This window comes from Aeromonas sp. sif2416, assembly GCF_019218665.1.
GTDB classification, from domain to species: domain Bacteria; phylum Pseudomonadota; class Gammaproteobacteria; order Enterobacterales; family Aeromonadaceae; genus Aeromonas; species Aeromonas encheleia.
Window position 1 is genome coordinate 285714 of sequence record NZ_JAHUXC010000005.1, and the last position, 21823, is coordinate 307536.

The 21823-nt window shown below is 60.4% G+C and carries 21 protein-coding genes; 11 read left to right on the forward strand and 10 right to left on the reverse strand.

Annotation, left to right across the window (positions count from 1 at the left end; genetic code table 11):
• Positions 1-363: 363 nt before the first annotated feature.
• Together purD and purH are read right to left on the reverse strand one after the other, a co-directional pair.
• The gene (purD, locus tag KW821_RS12410; protein WP_042653024.1) at positions 364-1653 is read right to left on the reverse strand and encodes a phosphoribosylamine--glycine ligase; all 1290 of its coding nucleotides are present in this window, start codon (positions 1651-1653) and stop codon (positions 364-366) included.
• A 103-nt stretch (positions 1654-1756) separates the two neighbouring features.
• Positions 1757-3349, reverse strand: a complete 1593-nt coding sequence (gene purH, locus KW821_RS12415) for a bifunctional phosphoribosylaminoimidazolecarboxamide formyltransferase/IMP cyclohydrolase (RefSeq protein WP_218291651.1) — start codon at positions 3347-3349, stop codon at positions 1757-1759.
• 432 nt (positions 3350-3781) lie between these two features.
• Here purH and zntR point away from each other — a divergent pair, with 432 nt between their 5' ends.
• From zntR to KW821_RS12430, 3 genes are all read left to right on the forward strand, one after another.
• Positions 3782-4219, forward strand: coding sequence for a Zn(2+)-responsive transcriptional regulator (gene zntR / locus KW821_RS12420; RefSeq protein ID WP_218291652.1), 438 nt, complete (start codon positions 3782-3784; stop codon positions 4217-4219).
• A 4-nt stretch (positions 4220-4223) separates the two neighbouring features.
• On the forward strand, positions 4224-4763 hold the full coding sequence (locus tag KW821_RS12425) for a dihydrofolate reductase family protein (protein WP_218291699.1): 540 nt from the start codon (positions 4224-4226) through the stop codon (positions 4761-4763).
• Between the two features lie 124 nt (positions 4764-4887).
• Positions 4888-5109: an alternative ribosome-rescue factor A gene (locus tag KW821_RS12430; protein WP_218291653.1), complete on the forward strand. Its 222-nt coding sequence runs from the start codon at positions 4888-4890 to the stop codon at positions 5107-5109.
• A gap of 86 nt (positions 5110-5195) precedes the next feature.
• Here the strand turns inward: KW821_RS12430 and hemW are convergent, their stop codons facing one another.
• Positions 5196-6341, reverse strand: a complete 1146-nt coding sequence (hemW, locus tag KW821_RS12435) for a radical SAM family heme chaperone HemW (protein ID WP_218291654.1) — start codon at positions 6339-6341, stop codon at positions 5196-5198.
• A 92-nt stretch (positions 6342-6433) separates the two neighbouring features.
• Entirely contained in the window at positions 6434-7030 is a 597-nt protein-coding gene (locus KW821_RS12440) for an XTP/dITP diphosphatase (protein ID WP_042653018.1), read from the reverse strand.
• A gap of 235 nt (positions 7031-7265) precedes the next feature.
• Between KW821_RS12440 and KW821_RS12445 the strand changes: the two genes are divergently transcribed.
• The 3 genes from KW821_RS12445 to KW821_RS12455 all read left to right on the forward strand — a co-directional run bounded on the left by KW821_RS12445 (position 7266) and on the right by KW821_RS12455 (position 10191).
• Entirely contained in the window at positions 7266-8432 is a 1167-nt protein-coding gene (locus KW821_RS12445) for a multidrug effflux MFS transporter (RefSeq protein ID WP_042653017.1), read from the forward strand.
• Positions 8433-8609: 177 nt separating this feature from the next.
• Positions 8610-9659: an oxidoreductase gene (locus tag KW821_RS12450; protein WP_042653016.1), complete on the forward strand. Its 1050-nt coding sequence runs from the start codon at positions 8610-8612 to the stop codon at positions 9657-9659.
• 298 nt (positions 9660-9957) lie between these two features.
• Positions 9958-10191, forward strand: a complete 234-nt coding sequence (locus KW821_RS12455; RefSeq protein WP_218291655.1) for a hypothetical protein — start codon at positions 9958-9960, stop codon at positions 10189-10191.
• A 91-nt stretch (positions 10192-10282) separates the two neighbouring features.
• Here the strand turns inward: KW821_RS12455 and KW821_RS12460 are convergent, their stop codons facing one another.
• Together KW821_RS12460 and KW821_RS12465 are read right to left on the reverse strand one after the other, a co-directional pair.
• Positions 10283-10738 carry an NfeD family protein gene (locus tag KW821_RS12460; RefSeq protein ID WP_218291656.1) on the reverse strand — a complete coding sequence of 152 codons (456 nt, stop codon included), beginning with the start codon at positions 10736-10738 and terminating at the stop codon, positions 10283-10285.
• Positions 10735-11658, reverse strand: a complete 924-nt coding sequence (locus KW821_RS12465) for an SPFH domain-containing protein (protein ID WP_042653014.1) — start codon at positions 11656-11658, stop codon at positions 10735-10737. The genes KW821_RS12460 and KW821_RS12465 overlap by 4 nt, the downstream gene beginning before the upstream one ends.
• 198 nt (positions 11659-11856) lie before the next feature.
• Between KW821_RS12465 and cysG the strand changes: the two genes are divergently transcribed.
• The 5 genes from cysG to cysC all read left to right on the forward strand — a co-directional run bounded on the left by cysG (position 11857) and on the right by cysC (position 18112).
• Entirely contained in the window at positions 11857-13284 is a 1428-nt protein-coding gene (gene cysG, locus KW821_RS12470; protein ID WP_218291657.1) for a siroheme synthase CysG, read from the forward strand.
• 105 nt (positions 13285-13389) lie between these two features.
• Entirely contained in the window at positions 13390-14298 is a 909-nt protein-coding gene (gene cysD / locus KW821_RS12475; protein ID WP_218291658.1) for a sulfate adenylyltransferase subunit CysD, read from the forward strand.
• Positions 14299-14309: 11 nt separating this feature from the next.
• A complete protein-coding gene (cysN, locus tag KW821_RS12480; RefSeq protein WP_218291659.1) occupies positions 14310-15740 on the forward strand; it encodes a sulfate adenylyltransferase subunit CysN in 1431 nt (476 codons plus the stop codon).
• 4 nt (positions 15741-15744) lie between these two features.
• Complete coding sequence (locus KW821_RS12485) at positions 15745-17469, forward strand: SLC13 family permease (RefSeq protein ID WP_218291660.1); 1725 nt, start codon at positions 15745-15747, stop codon at positions 17467-17469.
• Positions 17470-17518: 49 nt separating this feature from the next.
• A complete protein-coding gene (cysC, locus tag KW821_RS12490) occupies positions 17519-18112 on the forward strand; it encodes an adenylyl-sulfate kinase (RefSeq protein ID WP_218291661.1) in 594 nt (197 codons plus the stop codon).
• A 433-nt stretch (positions 18113-18545) separates the two neighbouring features.
• Here the strand turns inward: cysC and KW821_RS12500 are convergent, their stop codons facing one another.
• From KW821_RS12500 to KW821_RS12520, 4 genes are all read right to left on the reverse strand, one after another.
• Complete coding sequence (locus KW821_RS12500) at positions 18546-19163, reverse strand: nucleotidyltransferase domain-containing protein (protein ID WP_084228317.1); 618 nt, start codon at positions 19161-19163, stop codon at positions 18546-18548.
• 133 nt (positions 19164-19296) lie between these two features.
• Positions 19297-19728 carry a nuclear transport factor 2 family protein gene (locus KW821_RS12510; protein WP_256353458.1) on the reverse strand — a complete coding sequence of 144 codons (432 nt, stop codon included), beginning with the start codon at positions 19726-19728 and terminating at the stop codon, positions 19297-19299.
• A 154-nt stretch (positions 19729-19882) separates the two neighbouring features.
• Positions 19883-20833, reverse strand: a complete 951-nt coding sequence (locus KW821_RS12515) for a S9 family peptidase (RefSeq protein ID WP_218291663.1) — start codon at positions 20831-20833, stop codon at positions 19883-19885.
• Between the two features lie 148 nt (positions 20834-20981).
• Entirely contained in the window at positions 20982-21329 is a 348-nt protein-coding gene (locus KW821_RS12520) for a hypothetical protein (protein ID WP_218291664.1), read from the reverse strand.
• Positions 21330-21823: the final 494 nt, after the last annotated feature.

Here is a 21823-nt window from a genome sequence, read left to right on the forward strand (position 1 = left end):
TCTTATGGCACTCATTTGAGTGCGGTCAATTTAGCATGATGCCATGAAAATGGGTCAAATGTATGGCTGAAAAGCGACTAATTGTGACGAAATGTGTGCATTGTGCTGACGACATGTAGCAGGGCAGAAGGGACGGGCGCTCTGATGGGGCTGGGTGGATAGCAGGCAAGCCGGCCTGAGCTCGGCTCGTCGGCGGGGTAGCGTGAGCCGCCGGTGTCGGCACTCACTGGAGGCGAGCGCGAGCTGGTGCAGGGGACTGTGCGGCTCGTGGCTCCGGCGACAGGCCAGCAGTGCCGCTACCGGAGCCCAGGCACAAAAAGGGGCCCGCAGGCCCCACTCGCATCAGGGTACGAACGACCGGACTTACTTGGCCTGCTCGCGCTCGATGGCGCGCCAGCCGATGTCGGTGCGGTAGAAGACCCCGTCCCACTGGATGCGGCCCGCCAGCTGATAGGCGCGTTGCTGCGCCTCGGCGACCGTGTGGCCCAGCGCGGTGGCGCACAGCACGCGGCCACCGGCGGTGACTATGGTGTCTCCCGCCAGCTGGGAGCCGGCATGGAACACCTTCTCGCCGCTCGCCTCTTCCACCGGCAGACCGCTGATGGGCTTGCCCTGCTGGTAGTCACCCGGGTAACCGCCCGCCGCCAGCACCACGCCGATGGCGACGCGGGGATCATAGATGGCTTCGACCCGATCCAGCTTGCCGGCACAGGCGGCCAGGCACAGCTCCACCAGATCGGAGCGCATGCGCAGCATGATGGGCTGGGTCTCGGGGTCGCCGAAGCGGCAGTTGAACTCGATCACCTTGGGGTTGCCCTGCCCATCGATCATCAGGCCGGCGTAGAGGAAACCGGTGTAGACGTTGCCCTCGGCCGCCATGCCACGCACGGTCGGCATGATCACCTGCTCCATCACCCTCTGATGCACCGCATCGGTCACCACGGGGGCCGGGGAGTAGGCTCCCATGCCGCCGGTGTTGAGGCCGGTATCGCCGTCGCCGACCCGCTTGTGATCCTGGCTGGTGGCCATGGGCAGCACGTGCTCGCCGTCCACCATGACGATGAAGCTCGCCTCTTCCCCGTCCAGGAACTCCTCGATCACCACCCGGGCGCCGGCGTCGCCGAACGCATTGCCGGACAGCATGTCGCGCACCGCTTCCTCTGCCTCATCGAGGGTCATGGCGACGATGACGCCCTTGCCGGCGGCCAGGCCGTCAGCCTTGATGACGATGGGGGCGCCCTTCTCGCGCAGGTAGGCCAGTGCGGGCTCCACCTCGGTGAAGTTCTGGTAGTCGGCAGTGGGGATGGCGTGGCGTGCCAGGAAATCCTTGGCGAACGCCTTGGAGCCTTCCAGCTGGGCGGCGGCGGCGGTCGGGCCGAAGATGGCGAGCCCTTCGGCACGGAAGGCATCCACCACGCCTTTCACCAGCGGCGCTTCCGGTCCGACTATGGTGAGACCTATCTGCTGAGCCTTGGCGAAGGCCAGCAGGGCCGGGATGTCGGTCGCCTCGATGGCGATGTTCTCGATGCTGCCCTCGTGGGCCGTGCCGGCATTGCCGGGGGCGACGAACACCCGGGTCACCATGGGGGATTGCTTGGCCTTCCAGGCCAGGGCGTGCTCACGGCCGCCGTTACCAATGATCAGTACTTTCATCGTATCGCTCGCTTCTATTTGTGATCACCGCTTGGGGCAAGCGGTTGAAAATAGCCAGTTGAAAAGAGACAACAAAAGGGCCGCCAGTGGCGGCCCTGACTCATCAGTGACGGAAGTGACGCATGTTGGTGAACACCATGGTCATGCCGTGTTCGTCGGCGGCGTCGATCACCTCCTGGTCGCGCATCGAGCCACCCGGCTGGATGACGCAGGCGATGCCGGCGGCGGCGGCGGCGTCGATGCCATCGCGGAACGGGAAGAAGGCATCGGAGGCCATGACGGAGCCCGCCACTGTCAGCCCTTCATCCTCGGCCTTGATGCCGGCGATCTTGGCGGAGTAGACCCGGCTCATCTGGCCGGCGCCGACGCCTATGGTCTGGCCGTCCTTGGCGTAGACGATGGCGTTGGACTTGACGAACTTGGCCACCTTCCAGCAGAACAGCAGATCTTTCAGCTCGGCCTCGGTCGGCTGACGCTTGCTGACCACCTTCAGATCACCCTGGGTCACCATGCCCAGATCGCGCTCCTGCACCAGCAGGCCGCCGTTGACGCGCTTGAGGTCAAAGCCCTGGGCCGGTGCCGTCCACTGGCCGCACTCCAGCAGACGCACGTTCTGCTTGGCGGCGACGGCGTCACGGGCCTCCTGGCTCACGCTCGGGGCAATGATCACCTCCACAAACTGGCGGGCGACTATGGCGGCGGCGGTGGCGCCGTCCAGCGGCCGGTTGAAGGCGATGATGCCGCCAAAGGCCGAGGTGGGGTCGGTCTGATAGGCGCGATCGTAGGCCGTCAGCAGGTCGTCACCTATGGCCACACCGCAAGGGTTGGCGTGCTTGACGATGACACAGGCCGGCTCGGAGAACTCCTTCACGCACTCCAGCGCCGCGTCTGTGTCGGCGATGTTGTTGTAGGAGAGTGCTTTGCCCTGCAGCTGTTGGCTACTTGCGACTGAGCCCGGTGCGGCCTGCTCCTCGACATAGAAGGCGGCAGCCTGATGGCTGTTTTCGCCGTAGCGCATGTCCTGCTTCTTGATGAACTGGCTGTTGAAGGTGCGCGGGAAGCGGGACTCGGCGTCGCCTTCCTTGTTGTCGCCGTAAGAGGGCACCAGGGTGCCGAAGTAGTTGGCGATCATGCCGTCGTAGGCGGCGGTGTGCTCGAAGGCGGCGATGGCGAGATCGAAGCGGGTGGCGAGGGTCAGGCTGTTGCCGTTGCCGTCCATCTCGGCGATCACCCGGCTGTAGTCGGCGGCCTTGACCACTATGGCCACGTCTTTGTGGTTCTTGGCGGCGGAGCGCACCATGGTCGGGCCACCGATGTCGATGTTCTCGACCGCGTCGGCCAGGGTACAACCCGCTTTGGCCACGGTGGCGGCGAAGGGGTAGAGGTTGACGACAACCATGTCGATGGGGGAGATATTGTGCTGGGCCATGATGGCGTCATCCCGATCGCGACGGCCGAGAATGCCACCGTGCACCTTGGGATGCAGGGTCTTGACCCGGCCATCCATCATCTCGGGGAAACCCGTGTAGTCGGAGACCTCGGTCACCGGCAGACCCGCGTCGGCGAGCAGCTTGGCGGTACCGCCGGTGGAGAGCAGGGCCACGCCACGCTCGTTGAGTGCCTTGGCAAATTCCAGGATGCCAGTCTTGTCAGACACACTCAGCAGTGCACGGCGAATGGGTCGAGCTTGTTCCATCACACTATCGTCCTCAGCATGCGGGAACTTCTATGGGAGGCAGGCGCACGGTGGCCGCACCCAGCACAGAGAGTCCCCAAATAAATGGAAGTGGGGGATTTCGCAAATCACTCTCGCCCAAAAGCCCGGATGCTGGCAAAAGCGTTTTAGGAAATGCCCGCTTGACGCGACGCTCTCTTGTGGGCGCGTATTCTACACAAAAAATGTGAGCCGTGGTGGATTTTTTAAAGTGACAAAGCCTTGCCTGGTGCGGTGTTAAACGTTTTCCGATCAATTTCTGTGAAACGTTTGTCTTTTCAGCGTTTTGACGGGAAATGACCCTGCCGTCCGCCTTTATCTAGCGCTTTCCTGCCTTTGGCTGGCAATCGACAGGCAAAGGCGCGATAGTGGAATCCGCTTTGTATTGAGTACCATATCCAGTGGGAGAGGGACATGTATCGGATCGGGGAACTGGCCAAGGCGTGCGGGGTGAAGGCGGATACCCTGCGCTTTTACGAGAAGAACGGGCTCATCTCGCCGGGCCTGCGCAACGAGTCCGGCTACCGCCTCTATGGCGAGCAGGACAGGCGACGGCTGGAGTTCATCATCCGCGCCAAGTCGGTGGGGTTCTCCCTCGCCGACATAGGTGAATTGCTGGATCTCGACACCAACAAGGCCAGGGTGACCTGCCAGGAGGTGAAGGCGGTGGCCGACGCCAAGCTGACCCAGGTGGAGCAGAAGATCGTCGAACTGACCCGTTTTCGCGAAAACCTGCGCGAGCTCTCCAACATCTGCTGCGGTGGCCCGCGCTCGGCCGAACACTGCGCCATCCTCGAGACCCTGGAGTCGGGCGCCCCGGCCCGCCATGAGCATCACGATCATGAGCACTGAGTCCATGGGCGAGGAGCGCCGGCGGCCCAGGGTCTCCGCCTTCCTGGCCCTCTCCCTCGATGGCTTTATCGCGGGGGAGGGGAATGATCTCGCCTGGCTGGACCCCTATAACGGCGACTCCCAGGAGGAGACCGGCTACAGCGCGCTAATGGCCAGTGCCGATGCCCTGCTGATGGGGCGCAACAGCTACGAGACTGTGCTGGCCTTCCCCGACTGGATCTACGGGGACAAGCCCCTGGTGGTGCTGACGCACAGGCCCGCCGAGCCCCGCGCCAACGTCTCCTTCCGACAGGGGGAGCTGGCACTGGTGCTGAGGGAGCTGTGGCAGGAGGGGGCACGGCATCTCTATCTGGACGGTGGCGCCGTGGTGCGGCAAGGCCTGCAAGCCGGGCTGGTGGACGAGTTGATCCTGTTCTGGGTGCCGGTGGTGCTGGGCAAGGGCGTCTCGCTGTTCGGGGGCGAACCGTTGCCGGGGGCCCTGGTGCCCCAGAGCAGCAAGCTGCTGCCGAGTGGCCTGGTGCGGGTCGTTTATCATCCCGCATGACGCATCGGCTTGCCTGCCTTCGCGCGGGACTTGCGCGGCGGTGGGCCCGGAGGCACAATCGCTGCATTTTTGACCGCCCCGTTAACTAGAGGGGGCGTTATCTTCGTCAATGAAAGAGGGTCATATGGCCAAACAACAGAAGGTGGCCGCTGCCACCGCCGAGTCCGCGCACGATCATCAGCGCGGCGTCATCCACGACAATCACCTGAAGGCGCTGGTGACCTCTCCGCTGTTCCAGGGGCGGGTCGAGCAGAGCAAGAAGGGCAAGGGCAGTTATCAGCGCAAGGCCAAGCATGGCCAGCGGTGGGAGCCCGGCCAACAGCGGATGCAACGCGTCTGCTGCTGAGCGGGTTTCTACCGGCCGAGGTGGCCAGATCAAAAACAGGGCGTCATTGACGCCCTGTTTTGTTAGGGAGGAAGGCCGGAGCCGCCTCACTCATCCATAAAGAGCTCGAGCAGCACATTCAGGTAGCGGTGGCCGAGGGCCGTCAGCTGCCAACAATCCCCCAAGTCTTCGATCAGCTCCTTGGTCTGGGCGATGGCCAGCATGGTTTCCACCCGCTCCAGTGGCAGACCGGTATAGGCCTCGAACTCCGCCTTGGGGGCCCGTTCGAACAGCCGGAACCGGTTCATGAAGTACTCCAGCGGCAGATCGTCCTCGGTCACCTGCCACTGGTTGTCCAGGTAGGGACGGGCCGGGTCCAGGTAGCCCTTGGGATGCTTCACCTTGGCGCTGCGCAGGATCCGCTGGTTGGCGAGATCCGTCACCTTGCCGTGGGCACCGCAGCCGATCCCCAGGTAGTCGCCGAAACGCCAGTAGTTGAGGTTGTGACGGCACTGATAGCCCTCCCTGGCGTAGGCCGAGATCTCGTACTGGTGGTAGCCCTGGGCGGTGAGCATGGCGTGGCCCTGCTCATAGATGTCCCACAGCAGATCGTCTTCCGGCAGCCGCGGCGGCTTGGAGGCGAAGGCCGTGTTCGGCTCTATGGTGAGCTGATACCAGGAGAGGTGGGGCGGCGCGCAGTCGATGGCCTGCTGCAGATCGTAGAGGGCATCGTCCAGGCTCTGATCCGGCAGGCCGTGCATCAGATCCAGGTTGAAGGTGGGCAGCTCTATGGCGTGGGCCAGGGCGGCGGCCTTGCGCGCCTCCTCCGGGCCGTGGATGCGGCCGAGCCGGCTCAGCTTCTCCTGCTGGAAGCTCTGCACCCCGATGGAGATGCGGTTGATACCCGCCCGCTTGAAGCCGGCGAACTTGTCCGCCTCCACCGTGCCGGGGTTGGCCTCCATGGTGATCTCGCAATCCGGGGTCAGCGCGATGCGGGCCCGCACTCCGTCCAGCAGGGTCTGCATGGCTTCCACGCTCAACAGACTCGGCGTACCACCGCCGATGAAGATGGAGGAGAGCGCTCGCCCCTGGGCCCACTTCAGATCCAGATCCAGGTCCTCCAGCAGGGCGGCCACGTACTCGAGGTGGGGCAGCTCCCCCTTCTGGGCGTGGGAGTTGAAGTCGCAGTAGGGGCACTTCTGGACGCACCAGGGCACATGGATATAGAGGGAGAGGGGCGGCAGTTGCAGCATGGGGTTTCCAATAATCAAAAATCAAAACGGGGGCTGACGGCCCCCATTGTAGATGAAATGCTTGCCGGAGTATCCCGGCGCCTTGTCCGGGCTCAGTGCGCCGCGGCCAGCGCGGCCTTCAGCTTGGCCAGCGCCTGACCACGGTGGCTGAGCTGGTTCTTCAGCTCGCTCGGCATCTGGGCCGAGGTGCAGTCGTGATCGGGCACGAAGAACACGGGATCGTAACCGAAGCCGTGCTGGCCGCGCGGCTCGTCGATGATCATCCCCTCCCAGCTCGCCTGGCAGATGATGGGGGTGGGATCGTCGGCGTGGCGCATGTAGACCAGCACGCACCAGAAGCGGGCGCTCTTGAGGTAGTCGGGCGCACCCTGCAACTCCCCCAGCAGCTTGTCGATGTTGTCCTTGTCGCTGGCCTGTTCGCCGGCGAAGCGGGCGGAGTAGACGCCAGGGCGACCGTGCAGCAGATCCACTTCCAGGCCGGAATCGTCGGCGACGGCGGGCAGGCCGGTGATGCGGGCGGCGTGGCGGGCCTTGATGATGGCATTCTCGACGAAGGTGGTGCCGGTCTCTTCGGCATCGGAGACCGCAAACTCGCTCTGCGGGATCACCTGGATCTTCATATCGGCCAGCATGGCGGCCAACTCCTTCACCTTCTTCTGGTTACCTGTTGCCAGGACAAGCTTGCTCATCACGCACCTCCGCAAAAAATAATCTGCGCATTCTATGCGGGGCGGGCGTTTAGTCAAAGCGCCAATTACCCCCGACAGGGGAGCATGCCGCGTCGCAGCTGGGCTGCTCGGAGGAGTGGATGAGATGCATGTTTCCATATAGGAATAACCAAAGTGATTAAATACCATTTCAATTCATTACTCTGAGTCAGTAGACTCGCGCACCAATCGATATTCCCTAGGCTTGAGGTGACTGATGCCATTGATTCTTCTGCTTGTACTCCTGGTGCTGTTCAGCCCGCTGGCCATCGACATCTATCTGCCTGCCATCCCGCAGATGGCCGAGCGGCTCGGTGCCGAGGTGACGCTGATGCAGGGCACCATCACCTGGTTCCTGTTCAGCATGGGGTTGGGCCAGCTGCTGGTGGGGCCGCTCGCCGACCGCTATGGTCGCAAGCCCATCGCCCTCGGCGGCGTGCTGCTCTATGGCCTGAGCGCCCTGGCCGCCGGCTTCGCCGCCAGCCTGGGTGAGCTGATGCTGGCGCGGGTGCTGCAAGGCTTCGGGGCCTGCGCCACCTCGGTCGCCGCCTTCTCCGTGGTGCGTGACAGCTACGGCCCTAAGAAGAGCGGCCAGATGATCTCCTACCTGAACGGCGCCATCTGCTTCATCCCCGCGCTGGCGCCGCTGCTCGGCGGCTGGCTCACCGCCAAGGCGGGCTGGTCGGCGAACTTCTGGTTCATGGCCGGTTATGCGGTGGTGGTCGGCAGCTGGCTGCTGTGGCGCATGCCGGAGACCCGCCCCGAGGAGACTAGCAGCGAGGGGGCCCTTATCAGCTGGTCCCGTTACCGCCCGGTGCTGAGCTCCCCCAGCTTCCTGTTCAACGCCAGCCTCTGCATGCTGGCGATGGCGGTGATCCTGGCCTATGTCACCGCCGCGCCAGTGCAGTTGATGGTGAAGCTCGGCCTCGACATGAGCGGCTTCAGCTACTGGTTTACCGCCAATGCGGCGCTGAACATCCTGGCCTGCTTCCTGGCGCCGCGCTTCATCGCCAGAGTGGGACCGAGGCGCACCCTGCGCATCGGGCTGCTGGTGATCTGCCTGTCGGCCATAGCGCTGACCCTGGTGCAGCACATCGAGCATCCACTGGCCATGATGGGACCCGTGTTCTTCTCCAGCATCGGCTTCGCCATGGTGCTGGGAGCGGCGGCTGGCATGGCGCTGGCTCCCTTTGGCCACTGCGCTGGCACCGCGGCGGCCCTGCTCGGCCTGTTCCAGATGAGCGGCTCCGGTGCTTTGGTTGGACTGACCGGTTGGCTGATGCCGGATCCCCTCAATCAGCTGGCGCTGCACATGTGGCTGCTGTTGCCGCCTCTGCTGCTGTTGCTGACCAGGCGTGGTCGTCGGCTCTGCCTGCAGCCCTGATCCGGTGCAGCCTGATGACAGGGGCTGACAGCGCCGTGGCTTGATGGATAACGGCGCTTGTACTGGCAATAAATCCTGTGCTCTGATGAGCGCAAGCGGGGGCTTCGGCCCCCTTGTTTTTTGGGCGCGCAGTCGCCAGACGCTTATCATAATGGACAGAGTTCAGCGGAGAATCCCATGAGTCAGACAATCAACGCCGCCCTGGTGGGCTACGGTTTCGCAGGCCAGACCTTTCATGCCCCCTTCCTGACCAGCACACCGGGCCTCTCCCTGCGCTGGGTGGTGAGCCGGGATGCGGCCAAGGTGCAGGCCGAGTTACCCGGTTGCCTGGTGGGTTCGCTGGAGGAGGTGCTGGCCGACAGCACAGTCGATCTGGTGGTGATCGCCACACCGAACGATACCCATGCCCCCATCGCCCGCAAGGCGTTGCTGGCCGGCAAGCACGTGGTGATCGACAAGCCGTTCGCCCTGGATCTGGCCGAGGCCGAGGCGCTGGTGGCGCTGGCGGATAAACAACAGTTGCTGCTCAGCATCTTCCACAACCGGCGCTGGGACGGGGACTTCCTCACGGTGCGCCGCCTGCTGGCGGAGGGGGCGCTGGGGCAGATCGCCCAGTTTGAATCCCACTTCGATCGCTATCGTCCCGAGGTGCGCCAGCGCTGGCGGGAGGCGGGCGGCCCGGGATCGGGTCTGTGGTTCGATCTCGGTCCCCACATCCTGGATCAGTCGCTGCAACTGTTCGGTCAGCCAGACTGGATCCAGGCGGATTTGGCGCAGCAGCGTCCGGGCGCGCTGAGCGATGACTACTTCCACGTGGTGCTGGGCTATGGCGCGCTGCGGGTGATCCTGCACGGCAGCTGCCTGGTGTCCGCCACCATGCCCCGCTTCGTGATCCACGGCAGCACGGGCTCCTTCATCAAGTTCGGCATGGATGTGCAGGAGGAGCAGCTCAAGCTCGGCCTGCGGCCGCCTCTGGCGGACTGGGGCCGGGATCCCGAGCCGGGTCTGCTCAGCCGCATCCTGGATGGTCAGCCGCAGCAAACTGCAGTGGCGGGCGAAGCGGGTGACTATGGCGCCTATTACCGCGGTATCTGTGCCGCCATCACCGGCAAGGGGGCCAATCCGGTGCCGGCGGCGGAAGCCCTGGCGGTGATGGCGCTGCTGGATCTGGCTCAGGAGAGCCATAGCCAGGGTAAACGGCTGATTTGTCAGAAGCTGTCTGACTGAGTCGGCTCGGACCGGCGAGATAAAAAGGCAATTGATGGCTAACAATTGCCCTGATGGCGCTGTTTTGTCATGGGAGAGCGCCTCAATCGTGGCGTATTACATTAACAGTTGTCGTTGCAGTAGTTCTTTTCATCCAGGCAACGAGAAAATATTATTGTGATACGCGTTTTCATTGGCGGCATATGGCGCTATATTTCGCGCGCCTCTTGGCCCTCGGTGTATGGCTCTTTTACCGGGGGTGAGGACGCACAGTGATGGTTATCAAGACCATCTCTCCACTTTTTTTGAGGGTATGCACATGAACAAAGTACTGGTAGCCGGTATCCTGGGTCTGATGTTGACCGCCTGTGGTCAGAAAGAAGAAGCTGCCGCTCCGGCTACTACTCCGGCCGCCGACGTTGCTGCAACTGTTAGCGAAGCTGCTTCTACCGTAGAGAAGGCTGCTTCCGAAGCCTCTGCTACCGTCGAGAAGGCTGCTGCTGACGTAGCCACCAAGGCGGAAGCTGCAGTGAGCGATGCCAAGGCCAACTAAGCCTGCACCTCATCTGAAAACGGGCCCGGCGTTACCGCCGGGCCCGTTTTTTTATGGGCAAGAGCCGAGCTGGCCGGCAGCGCGGCGGCGATCAGGGCAGCGGTTCGACCAGCAGGATGTGGGAGTCGGCCCCCACCACCCTGACCCGGCTGCCCGCCGGTAGCGGGACCGGGCAGCGTACCGTCCAGACGGTGTCGTCCAGATGGACCCGGCTCATGCCCTGTTCCACCGCGTCCAGCAGGGTCAGCTCCCGCCCCAGATAGCTCTGCATCCGCTCGTTGATGGGGGCGGCGGCATCTTGCCCCGAGCGATCCCGTTGATGCTGCCAGCGCCACCAGACCCAGGTGGTCAGCAGGGACTGCGCCGCAAACAGCAGCAGCTGCGCCTGCCAGCCGAAGGGCCAGAGCAACAGCAACAAGCCCACCTCCAGCGCGGCTATGCCGGTCCAGAGCAGGAAGCCCACCGAGCCCAGCACCTCTATGGCCAGCAGCACGCAGCCGAGCCCCAGCCAGTGCCAGTGGGTCAGCCCCTCCAGCAGGGCTGTCATGACTTGCTGCCCTTGCCATCCTTGTTGAACAGTTCGGCCATGCCGGCCACCGAGCCGATCAGGCTGCCCGCCTCCAGCGGCATCATGATGATCTTGCTGTTGGGGCCTTCCCCGATGCGGGCCAGCGCCTCTGTGTATTTCTGGGCCACGAAGTAGTTGATGGCCTGCATGTCCCCCTCGGCAATGGCTTTGGAGACCATGTTGGTCGCCTTGGCCTCCGCCTCGGCGGCGCGTTCCCGGGCTTCGGCGGCGAGGAAGGCGGCCTGACGTTCACCCTCGGCCTTGAGGATCTGGGACTGCTTCTCGCCTTCCGCCTTCAGGATCTTGGACTGACGCACCCCTTCGGCCTCCAGTATCTCGGCCCGCTTCTGCCGCTCGGCCTTCATCTGGGCGTTCATGGCCTCGACCAGCGCCAGCGGCGGGCGTACATCCTTGATCTCGATCCGGGTTACCTTGATGCCCCAGGGGGCGGTGGCGGCATCCATGGTGCGCAGCAGCTTCTCGTTGATGGTGTCGCGCTGGGAGAGCATCTCGTCCAGCTCCATGGCGCCCAGCACGGTCCGCATGTTGGTCATGGTGAGGTTTCTGATGGCGCTGGTCAGGTCGTTGACCTCGTAGGCGCCCTTGCGGGCATCCACCACCTGCACGAAGCTGATGGCGTCTATGGTGACGTTGGCGTTGTCCCGGGAGATCACCTCCTGCGGTGGGATATCCAGCACCTGCTCCATCATGATGATCTTGTGGCCGACCCTGTCCACATAGGGAATGAGCAGGTTGAGACCGGGGGTCAGGGTGCGGGTGTAGCGACCGAAGCGCTCCACCGTCCAGTTGTAACCCTGGGGCACTATCTTGATCCCGGCACTCAGGGTAGCGAGTACCAGGAATACGAAGATCCCCAATACAATCAATGACTCATTCATTATCAAGCTCCTTATGAAACACTTTCACTAGCCTAGGGTCTGGTGGGAAACACCACAAGGACATTCGCTCGGCTTTGCCATGACACGGCTTTGCTAATTACTAAAACGCATTAAAGAGCATTTTTTATTATTTTGAAGGAATAAGCAGCCTGCCTATAGTCGCCCCAGATGTCGTCGTGTGCCGAGGAATGGGTCGAAATGGATTATTTACCTATGTTTGCCAAGTTGGAAGGCCGCCCGGTACTGCTGGTGGGCGGGGGCGAGGTGGCCCTGCGCAAGGCGCGCCTGCTGCTGGCGGCGGGTGCCCGGCTGACCCTGGTCTCCCCGGAGATCGAGCACGACTTCCATGAGTTTGCCAGCCGCTTCACCCACCTTGCCGAGCGTTTCACCCCAGCGCATCTGGCGGGCCAGCAACTGGTGGTGGCCGCCACCGACGATCTCGAGGTCAATGCCCTGGTCTACCAGAGCGCCAACCGACTCGGCCTGTTCGTCAATGTGGTGGACGACCCTGTGCGTTCCAGCTTCATCTTCCCCTCCATCATAGACAGATCCCCGCTGATGGTCGCCGTCTCCAGCGGCGGCAAGGCACCCGTGCTGGTGCGGTTGCTGCGCGAGCGGCTCGAAAGCCTGCTGCCCCGCCATCTGGGCGGGCTGGCGGAGCTCTCCGGCCGGGTGCGCGGCAAGGCCAAACAGCTGCTCGCGTCCCTCTCGGATCGCCGTCGCTTCTGGGAGCGGGCCTTCGCCTCCAACACCCTCGCCAGTTTGATCGAGAAGCAGGACTGGCAGGGTGCCGAACGCTGGCTCAACGAAGGGCTAGACCAGGCTCAAAGCGAGGTCGGCGAGGTGGTGCTGGTGGGGGCGGGCCCCGGCGATCCTGGTCTGCTGACCCTCAAGGCGCTGCAACAGATCCAGCAGGCCGAAGTGGTGCTCTATGACCAGCTGGTCTCCCCCGAGATCCTGGATCTGGTGCGCCGGGATGCGACCCTGGTGTCGGTCGGCAAGAAGGCCGGCGCCCACAGCGTGCCCCAGGAGGAGACCAATCGCCTGCTGGTGCAATACGCCAAGGCGGGCAACCGGGTGGTGCGGCTCAAGGGGGGCGATCCCTTCATGTTCGGCCGCGGTGGCGAGGAGCTGGAGGTGCTGGCCGCAGAAGGGATCCCCTTCTCAGTTGTGCCGGGCATCACGGCCGCCGCCGGTGCCACCGCCTATGCCGGCATCCCCTTGACCCATCGCGATCACGCCCAGAGCGCCGTCTTCATCACCGGCCACTGCCAGCAGGAGGGCAAGGAGCCCGACTGGCAGCAGCTCGCCGCTACCAGCCAGACCTTAGTTGTCTACATGGGGCTGATGCGCTCCGAGCACATCCAGCAGCAGTTGGTGAACCACGGTCGCAGCGCCGCCACCCCCATCGCCATCATAGAGAGAGGCACCCAGGCCAGTCAGCGCGTGCTGACCGGCACGCTCGCCGAGCTGGCAAGCCTGGCCCAACAGGCGGCGAGCCCCTCGCTTATCGTCATCGGCGAGGTGGTGGCCCTGCGCCAGCAACTTGCCTGGTTTGGCGAGCAAGGGCGAGAGCAGGCTGCCGATGCGGGCAGCACGGATCTGAAGCTGGTCAGCCTGGCCTGAGCCATCTCCCGCCAAAGACGAATCGATTTTTTGGCGCCGCCAACGCGGCGCCGCACTGAACCCACGGCACGCCAAGGCGTGCTGGTAATGACTGAGGACCCAGACATGGATCGTGAAAGACTAACCCACCTGCAACAACTGGAAGCCGAGAGCATCCACATCATCCGCGAGGTGGCCGCCGAATTTGAAAACCCGGTGATGATGTACTCCATCGGCAAGGACTCCTCCGTCATGCTGCACCTGGCTCGCAAGGCCTTCTACCCGGGCAAGATCCCTTTCCCGCTGCTGCACGTGGACACCAACTGGAAGTTCAAGGAGATGATCACCTTCCGGGACGAGACCGCCGCCAAGTACGGGCTGGATCTCATCGTCCACAAGAACCCGGACGGTCTGGCCATGGACATCAACCCCTTCGTGCACGGCAGTGGCAAGCACACCGACATCATGAAGACCGAGGGGCTCAAGCAGGCGCTCAACAAGTACGGCTTCGATGCCGCCTTCGGTGGCGCCCGCCGGGACGAGGAGAAGTCCCGGGCCAAGGAGCGAGTCTACTCCTTCCGCGACAAGTCCCACCGCTGGGATCCGAAAAACCAGCGCCCGGAGCTGTGGCGTGTCTACAACAGCCAGGTCAACAAGGGGGAGAGCATCCGTGTCTTCCCGCTCTCCAACTGGACCGAGCTGGACATCTGGCAATACATCTATCTCGAGAACATCGACATAGTGCCGCTCTATTTCGCGGCCATGCGCCCCGTGGTGGAGCGCAGCGGCATCAAGATCATGGTGGATGACGAGCGCATGCCCATAGGCCCGGAAGACGAGGTGAAGCAGGAACTGGTGCGCTTCCGCACCCTGGGTTGCTACCCGCTGACCGGGGCCATCGAATCCGATGCCACCACCTTGCCGGAGATCATCGAGGAGATGCTGCTGACCACCTCGAGCGAGCGGCAGGGACGGCTCATCGACCACGATCAGGCGGGCTCCATGGAGCAGAAGAAGCGTCAGGGATATTTCTAAGGAATCGACACATGAACAACCACATTCAGACCGCCATCACAGAGCAGGGCATCGAAGCCTACCTGCACGCCCAGCAGCACAAGAGCCTGCTGCGTTTTCTCACCTGCGGCAGCGTGGATGACGGCAAGAGCACCCTGATCGGCCGATTGCTGCACGACTCCCAGCAGATCTATGAAGATCAGCTCAAGGCGCTGGAGTCCGACAGCCAGAAGCTCGGCACCACGGGCGAGAAGCTCGACCTGGCGCTGCTGGTGGACGGCCTGCAGGCCGAGCGCGAGCAGGGCATCACCATAGACGTGGCCTACCGCTATTTCTCCACGGCGAAGCGCAAGTTCATCATCTCGGACACCCCGGGCCACGAGCAATACACCCGCAACATGGCCACCGGTGCCTCCACCTGCGATCTCGCCATCATTTTGATCGACGCCCGCAAGGGGGTGCTGGATCAGACCCGCCGCCACAGCTTTATCGCCAGTTTGCTGGGGATAAAACAGTTTGTGGTGGCGGTCAACAAGATGGATCTGGTGGAGTTCAGCCAGCAGGTGTTCGAGCGCATCAGCGCCGAGTATCGCGAGTTCGCCAGCAAGCTCAGCGTCGACAACATCCAGATTGTGCCGGTCTCGGCGCTGGACGGTGACAACGTGGTTAACCCGAGCGACAAGCTGGCCTGGTATCAGGGGGAGACCCTGCTCTCCCTGCTGGAGAATGCCGAGGTGGAGCGCGAGCTGGAGCGCCATCCGGTGCGCCTGCCGGTGCAGTATGTCAGCCGCCCCAACCTGGATTTTCGCGGCTTCGCGGGCACCCTCGCCGCCGGCATCCTGCGGGTCGGCGACCGGCTGGCGGTGCTGCCGTCCGGCAAGCAGAGCACAGTGACCCGCATCGTCACCTTCGATGGGGATCTGGACTACGCCCTGCCGGGCCAGGCCATCACAGTCACCTTCGCCGACGAGATCGACATCAGTCGCGGCGATCTGCTGGTGGATGCCGCACGGCAACCCCAGGTGACCCAGAACCTGCTGGCCCACATCGTCTGGATGGGGGAGGAGTCCCTGCAACCGGGCCGGGTCTATGACGTCAAGCTGGCCACCAAGAAGAGCCGCGGTCAGGTGGAGGCCATCCGCCATCGCATCGAGATCAATAAGTTGGGCGAGCTGGCGGCGAGCGAGCTGAAACTCAACGAGATCGGCCTGTGCGAGCTGAGCCTCACCGACCCGGTGGCGTACGATCCCTATACGGATATCCGCGACACCGGCAGCTTCATCCTGATCGATCGGCTGACCAACGTCACCGTGGGGGCGGGCATGATAGTGGAAGGGTTGGCCGCGAAGGTGGTGACTCTTGCTGGCAGAGCAGGGCACTACAGCGAGTTCGAGATCGAGCTCAACGCCCTGGTGCGCAAGCACTTCCCGCACTGGCAAGCCCTCTCCATCGGGAAGGAATGAGCCCATGACCTGGCAACAATCCCTGGTGCTGGGTCTGCTGGCTGCGCTCGTGGCCCTGCTGATCCAGGGCAAACTCCGTCCGGCGCTGCTGTTCTCGGGCGCCGTGCTCATCACCTACCTGAGCGGGCTGGCAGACATCAACGCCGTGGTGGCGGGCTACACCAACAGCGCCCTGCTGACCCTGGTGCTGTTGCTGCTGGTGTCGCTGGCGGTGGAGAAGACCCGGGTCATGAGCTGGTTCGCCAACCTGGTGGGCACCGGCTCCTTCAACAAGGTGCTGGTGAAGCTGTGGTTCTCCACCGCCTTCCTGTCGGCGTTCGTCAACAACACCGCCGTGGTGGCCTCCATGCTGGGGGCCGTCAAACGCAACCCCAACCATGCCCCCTCCCGGCTGCTGCTGCCCATGTGCTTCGCCGCCACCTTTGGCGGCGTGCTGACCCTGATCGGCACCTCCACCAACCTCATCGTCAACAGCTTCCTCATCAAGATGGGGGCCCCGCCACTCGGCATGTTCGACTTCTTCATGGTGGGGGCTGGGACCTTGCTGACCGGTCTGGTGGCCGTGCTGCTGTTTGCGCGCCACCTGCCGGAGCAGGATACCGAGATGAGCCGGGAGTCCGGCTACTTCCTCGAGGCCAAGGTGGGCCCCGGCTCGCCGCTGGCCGGGCGCAGCGTCAAGGAGAACGGCCTGCGCAGCCTCAAGAGCCTCTATCTGGCGGAGATCATCCGCGGCGATCAGGTGATCTGCCCGGTGCAGCCGGAGCATGAGCTGCACGAGGGGGACATGCTGCTGTTTTGCGGTGACGTGGAGAGTGTCGGCGTGCTGCAGGAGCTCAAGGGGCTGGATCTCTACGGCCAGCACCGTCTCAACGGCCAGCACCTGGTGGAGGTGATCGTCAGCCACAGCTCGCGGCTGGTGGGGCAATCCATCAAGGATGCGGAGTTTCGTACCCACTTCGATGCGGTGGTGCTGGCGGTGCGCCGTGGCGAGACCCAGCTCACCGGTGGCCTCGGCCAGATCGAGCTGCACGCTGGCGACACCCTGCTGCTGGCCCCCGGCCCCAAGTTTGCCAGCAACAAGTCCCTGTCGCGGGAGTTCGTGGTGGTGAGCGGGCTGGAAGCCTCCACCCGGCTCGATGGCAGCCGCAGCGCTGCCGTGGTGCTGGGCTTTATCGGGGTGCTGGCGCTGTCGGTGTTCGAGCTGGTGCCGCTGTTCAAGGGGCTGCTGGTGATGCTGGTGGTGCTGCTGCTTAGCCGCATCCTGACCCTGGACGAGATCCGTCGCCGCTTCCCTCTCGACATCTGGCTGGTGGTGGGGGGCGCGCTCGCCATCGCCGATCAGCTGGAGCACAGTGGTCTGGCCCGGGTCATCGCCGACTGGCTGATGGGGGAGTTCAACGGCGCCAGCCCGCTCATCGCCTTCATCGGCATCTACCTGTTCACCCTGGTGCTGACCGAGCTGATGAGCAACAACGCGGCGGCGGCGCTGGCCTTCCCCATGGGCTACCAACTGGCGCTCAGCATGGACGTGTCGACCATGCCGTTCATCCTGGCGGTGCTGTTTGGTGCCAGCTCCAGCTTCATACTGCCCTATGGCTACCAGACCAACCTGATGGTCTATGCGGCGGGCAACTACAAGATGCCGGACTACCTCAAGCTGGCCCTGCCGGTGTCGCTGGCTTACAGCCTGGGGGTGATCTGCATGGTGCCCCTGCTGTTTCCGTTCTGAGGCGCCACCCTCTTCGTTTTGGGGCCCTGCTGCCTCGCAAGGAGTTTGAATGAGCAATATCGTGTGGCATGCCCATGCCGTCGACAAACAGAGCCGCTCTGAATTGAAGGGACAAAAGCCACTGGTGATCTGGTTTACCGGGCTCTCCGGGGCGGGGAAGTCCACCCTGGCCGGGGCCCTGGAGCAGGCGCTGGCCGCCGAGGGCAAGCACACCTATCTGCTGGACGGCGACAACGTGCGCCACGGCCTGTGCGGTGATCTCGGCTTCGACGACGCCGCCCGTCAGGAGAACATCCGCCGGGTCGGCGAGGTGGCGAAACTCATGGTGGATGCGGGCCTCATCGTGCTCACCGCCTTTATCTCGCCGTTCCGTGCCGAGCGGGATCTGGTGCGCAATCTGCTGGGGGCGGACGAGTTTGTCGAGGTGTTTGTCGATGCGCCGCTCTCCGTGTGCGAAGAGCGGGATCCCAAGGGGCTCTACAAGAAGGCCAGAGCCGGCGAGATCCGCAACTTTACCGGTATCGACTCCGCCTATGAGGCACCGGAGCAGCCGGAAATCCACCTGCTGAACGCCAGCAAGCCGGTGGCGGCCTTAGTGGATGAGCTGCTCAGCGCCCTGCGGCAGCGTGGGCTGCTCGACTGAGAGAGATTGTCAGCACCGAACATTGATCTTCGAGGGGGCATTTGCCCCCTTGTTTGTTTCCACCCGGCTATTCCCTTTGTCGCCGCCATTTATCCGCTGGGCGCTTTTGAGATGTAGGGCGCAATAGCGCTGTAGATTGCACCGCGAATCTCATGCAGGGCTTTTTGCCAAGAACGGGCGCATACCCGTGCCCGTTCTAACGTGAGGGAAGGTCGTAGCTCGTCCGGCCGCTATGCTGCACTCAAAAGGTGAGGGGGCCAATTCGGTTTTTAACTGACTCGCGAATTCCTCAGTATTCCGATCTCACCCTTTTGTATAACGCCCTGTTAAGGTGTGAGCGACGCAATACAAAAGCCTCTGTAAACCATCTTAAACACTAAACGCAACGCATAGTAAAAATGCCATATGTTGCGAATCACTCTTAAACAGTTTGTTATATGCGTACTACTTGCTTTGCTAAGGCTGCCAACAAATCAAGGTTTGACGGATCTTTGTACGTCTTTTCAAATAAACTGAAAGTGGGGTGGTCGTGCTGCTGTAAATGATTGAAGCTTTTCTTTGAGCCTAAATACCACAACCCACGAATTTCAAAATATATTTCTAAAAGATCATGTTGGAGCCAAGTACGGCGATAATTACCATCTAAGTCTTTATCATGCGCACGCCCTAGCATTTTCATTACCCACTCTTGAAGGTGTGCCTTATCTGCATCAGACATTGGCGGTTTGCCATCTGCGAGCTTTTGTTTCACTTTAGCTAAGTAGTCGCTTCCTAAACCTTGTGTATCATGAATTACCTTTCCATCTCCGAAGCGAAGAGCTTCTTTGGGAATTGAGTTTAGAAAAGCGGTTGGGTAAACCCATACATCAAGATAAACACCGTGAAATAACCTTGCATCTTTCTGTTCATCCGGGCGATTACAGAAACACGCTAAGTCTATATCACTCGTTTCGGTTGCTTCATTGCGTGCATGAGAACCATAAAGAATGATTGTATGAGGCGCATATTTTTCTTTCAGATCCTCCAATGCTAAATCTAGGATGTCGTCCATTTTTACTCCAAGCATATAACACCCTGTTAAGGTGTGAGAAATGCAATACCGATGCCGCTGCAAACCAGCTCAAACACAAAATGTAACGCATAGTAAAAATACCATGCGTTGCGAATCGCTTTTGAACAGTTTGTTATGCGTTAATTTCCCCTGACAACACTGCAACCCTTTCCAAATCTCTACTCGGAAAGTCGGGGTCTACATACACATACATACGACTTATTAGTTTTCCAGTAAATTCAAATACACTACAAAACCGCCCCATGGAGATGTTATTGTCCGGCCAAGAGGTGCCATCACTCATCACTCCCCCCTCCTGCCCCTCGACAATCACAGTGTTGCCAGCAGTCGTTATCTTAAAGCCATCTATGTCGTGCCAGATGCTGGTGAGTGAGCTACCAATCCTATTACCAAACTCAACTAATGCATCCTTTCCTTCAGCCTGCCCAAATTTGGGGAAGAAAAAGTCAACATTCTCCGAGAACAGGTCAAGATAGCTGGGGTCACCTGCATCTACTTTCTTGAAATACTCAATCGCTATCTCAACTAAACTTTCTTGTTCCATTACCATTCCTATGTCCGTATTGGTTTTTTGTATAGCAGTGATTGGAAGGAAGGTGGTGCTCACTCATTAGTGCCACTTTTTATAACCCCCTTCCACTCTGACAGTCGTGATAAAAAATAAGAATTTAAATCAATGCGACACCAGTAAGTCTCAATCAGTGAACGTTGTACTTCTTCGGGGCGCCTAACTTGGACTGTAACCATATATTAATATCGCTGACAACCTCCTTGCGCAGGCTTTTTCCGTCACTATTTTTCAATCCATGGTCGAGTTCTTCATAACGCCGATATTCAATAGTGTTCTTCCCGATTTCTTTGAGGCGCTGCATCATTTCATCTGTTTTTTGTGGTGATACCGAAGTGTCTCTCCCTCCCTGAACTATCAGCAAAGGAGAGTGTATTTTTTGAAGAGTCTCAAGCTGATCGATGGAGAGTATCTGATGCCACCAGTGATAACCATGCCCGCTGACTTCAAGCTCAAATGGTTTACTATTAAGTACATGTTCGGAAAATCCTTTAAAGCCATAGATGTCTTTTCTCGCCTCTTCGATGTTTTCATTTTTTGCAGCGATACTGTGTGAAACATCGTCAATAAACCAGCGACCACCTCCATTAAAGGATATAGTGGCATCGATATAGTCAACGTCTGCGGTAACCAGGTTGGCGATAACTGCACCCTCACTGCCGCCCAAGAGGATGAACTTCTTGTATTGGCCATTTTTTCGAACGGTATCGAGCACAACCTTGATGTCAGCGACTCGCTGGGTAGGGTTATCCTTTTCAAGGTATTGAGCAGGGCAGTCCTTGCGTGCCGTGTCAGCACTGTATTTTAATTTATTATCAATGCCGTACTTTTCGATGAGCAAAATATCAGCTTCTGGCCAAACATTTTTATAGTCGGCAAGTATTGAGCCTATGTTCAGCACACTGTTGCAATCAGAGCCTTGCAGAATCAACAGCAAGGTATCTGCATCATGGGCATGTTGGACCAGATAATAGGAGATATGCGAGCCATCATCCCTGCTCGCAGTGCGAGTCATGGTATCTTTCGCGCTCACCGAACATGTCAAAAAGAGCAAGAGTAAAGATATTGCCCAGATTTGCATCTTATCCCTTAATAGTGATGAGAAAAAGGCTGTGCGCTAATAGGTGCCGAAACCTTCATTTACCCGCAAATGGATAAAGGGCGGCTGAAGCGCAGTGTAAACCGCCCCGGCCTGGCTGCTGTTGACACTAGCACCTTGCTATAAGCGATTAACCACCAAATTCACGGCTAATAATTTGTGTAGGGACAACATTCTCTGGTAAGTCACTAGACATTTTTTGAGCAAGTTCACCAGCCAAACCAAATGCGTTGTCAACGGGGTCTACCTTAATTCCGCTTTCGACAGCTAACTCCAAAAGCTTCTTGCCAATATCATTACAAGCATCAACCCAGTTTTTTGGCAGCTCCCCCATGGTGAGGTTGGGTTGACAGACCAGTTGAAACGTTTTTTTACCTTCTTGTATTTGAAATGAAACATCAACAAATTCACTTTTATATGGGTTGGCTAACACACTTGAACTAAGTAAAAACACGGCTCCAAAAAATAATATTTTCATGACACGTCCTTGTGATTTGTAACGCCCACCAAGGGGCTGGCAACGCATTGCCACTAAACTCAACGACTATAAATGTAACTATCGCGGTTCAATGGAACTGGAAACGCCACGCGTTGACAGTCCTTCTTGAGGTGTTTGTTAGCTGAATTGCCCAAGATGTAATTCGAGCTGATTATGCAAACCCTAATTTTCATGCTGAATCCAGTATTTAACAATTTTATTTCCGCCAACTCGATACACAGAACTGCCTACTGTCGAGAGCGTTAAACCCGTGGGTTCATAACCCAAGATATTCCCTATCTCGTATGTTGGGCTAAAAATCGTAGGTTGGTGCTGAACGAAGTGAAGCCCAACGTTTACCGCGAAACGTATCTGCAAATTTGTATTACCGAGCGACCCAATCCATGTTTATCCGGCTCTGGTTGGCGTAATAATGCTCGTCTGTTGGGCTTCGCTGCGCTCTGCACCAACCTACACGAAGTGAAGCCCAACGT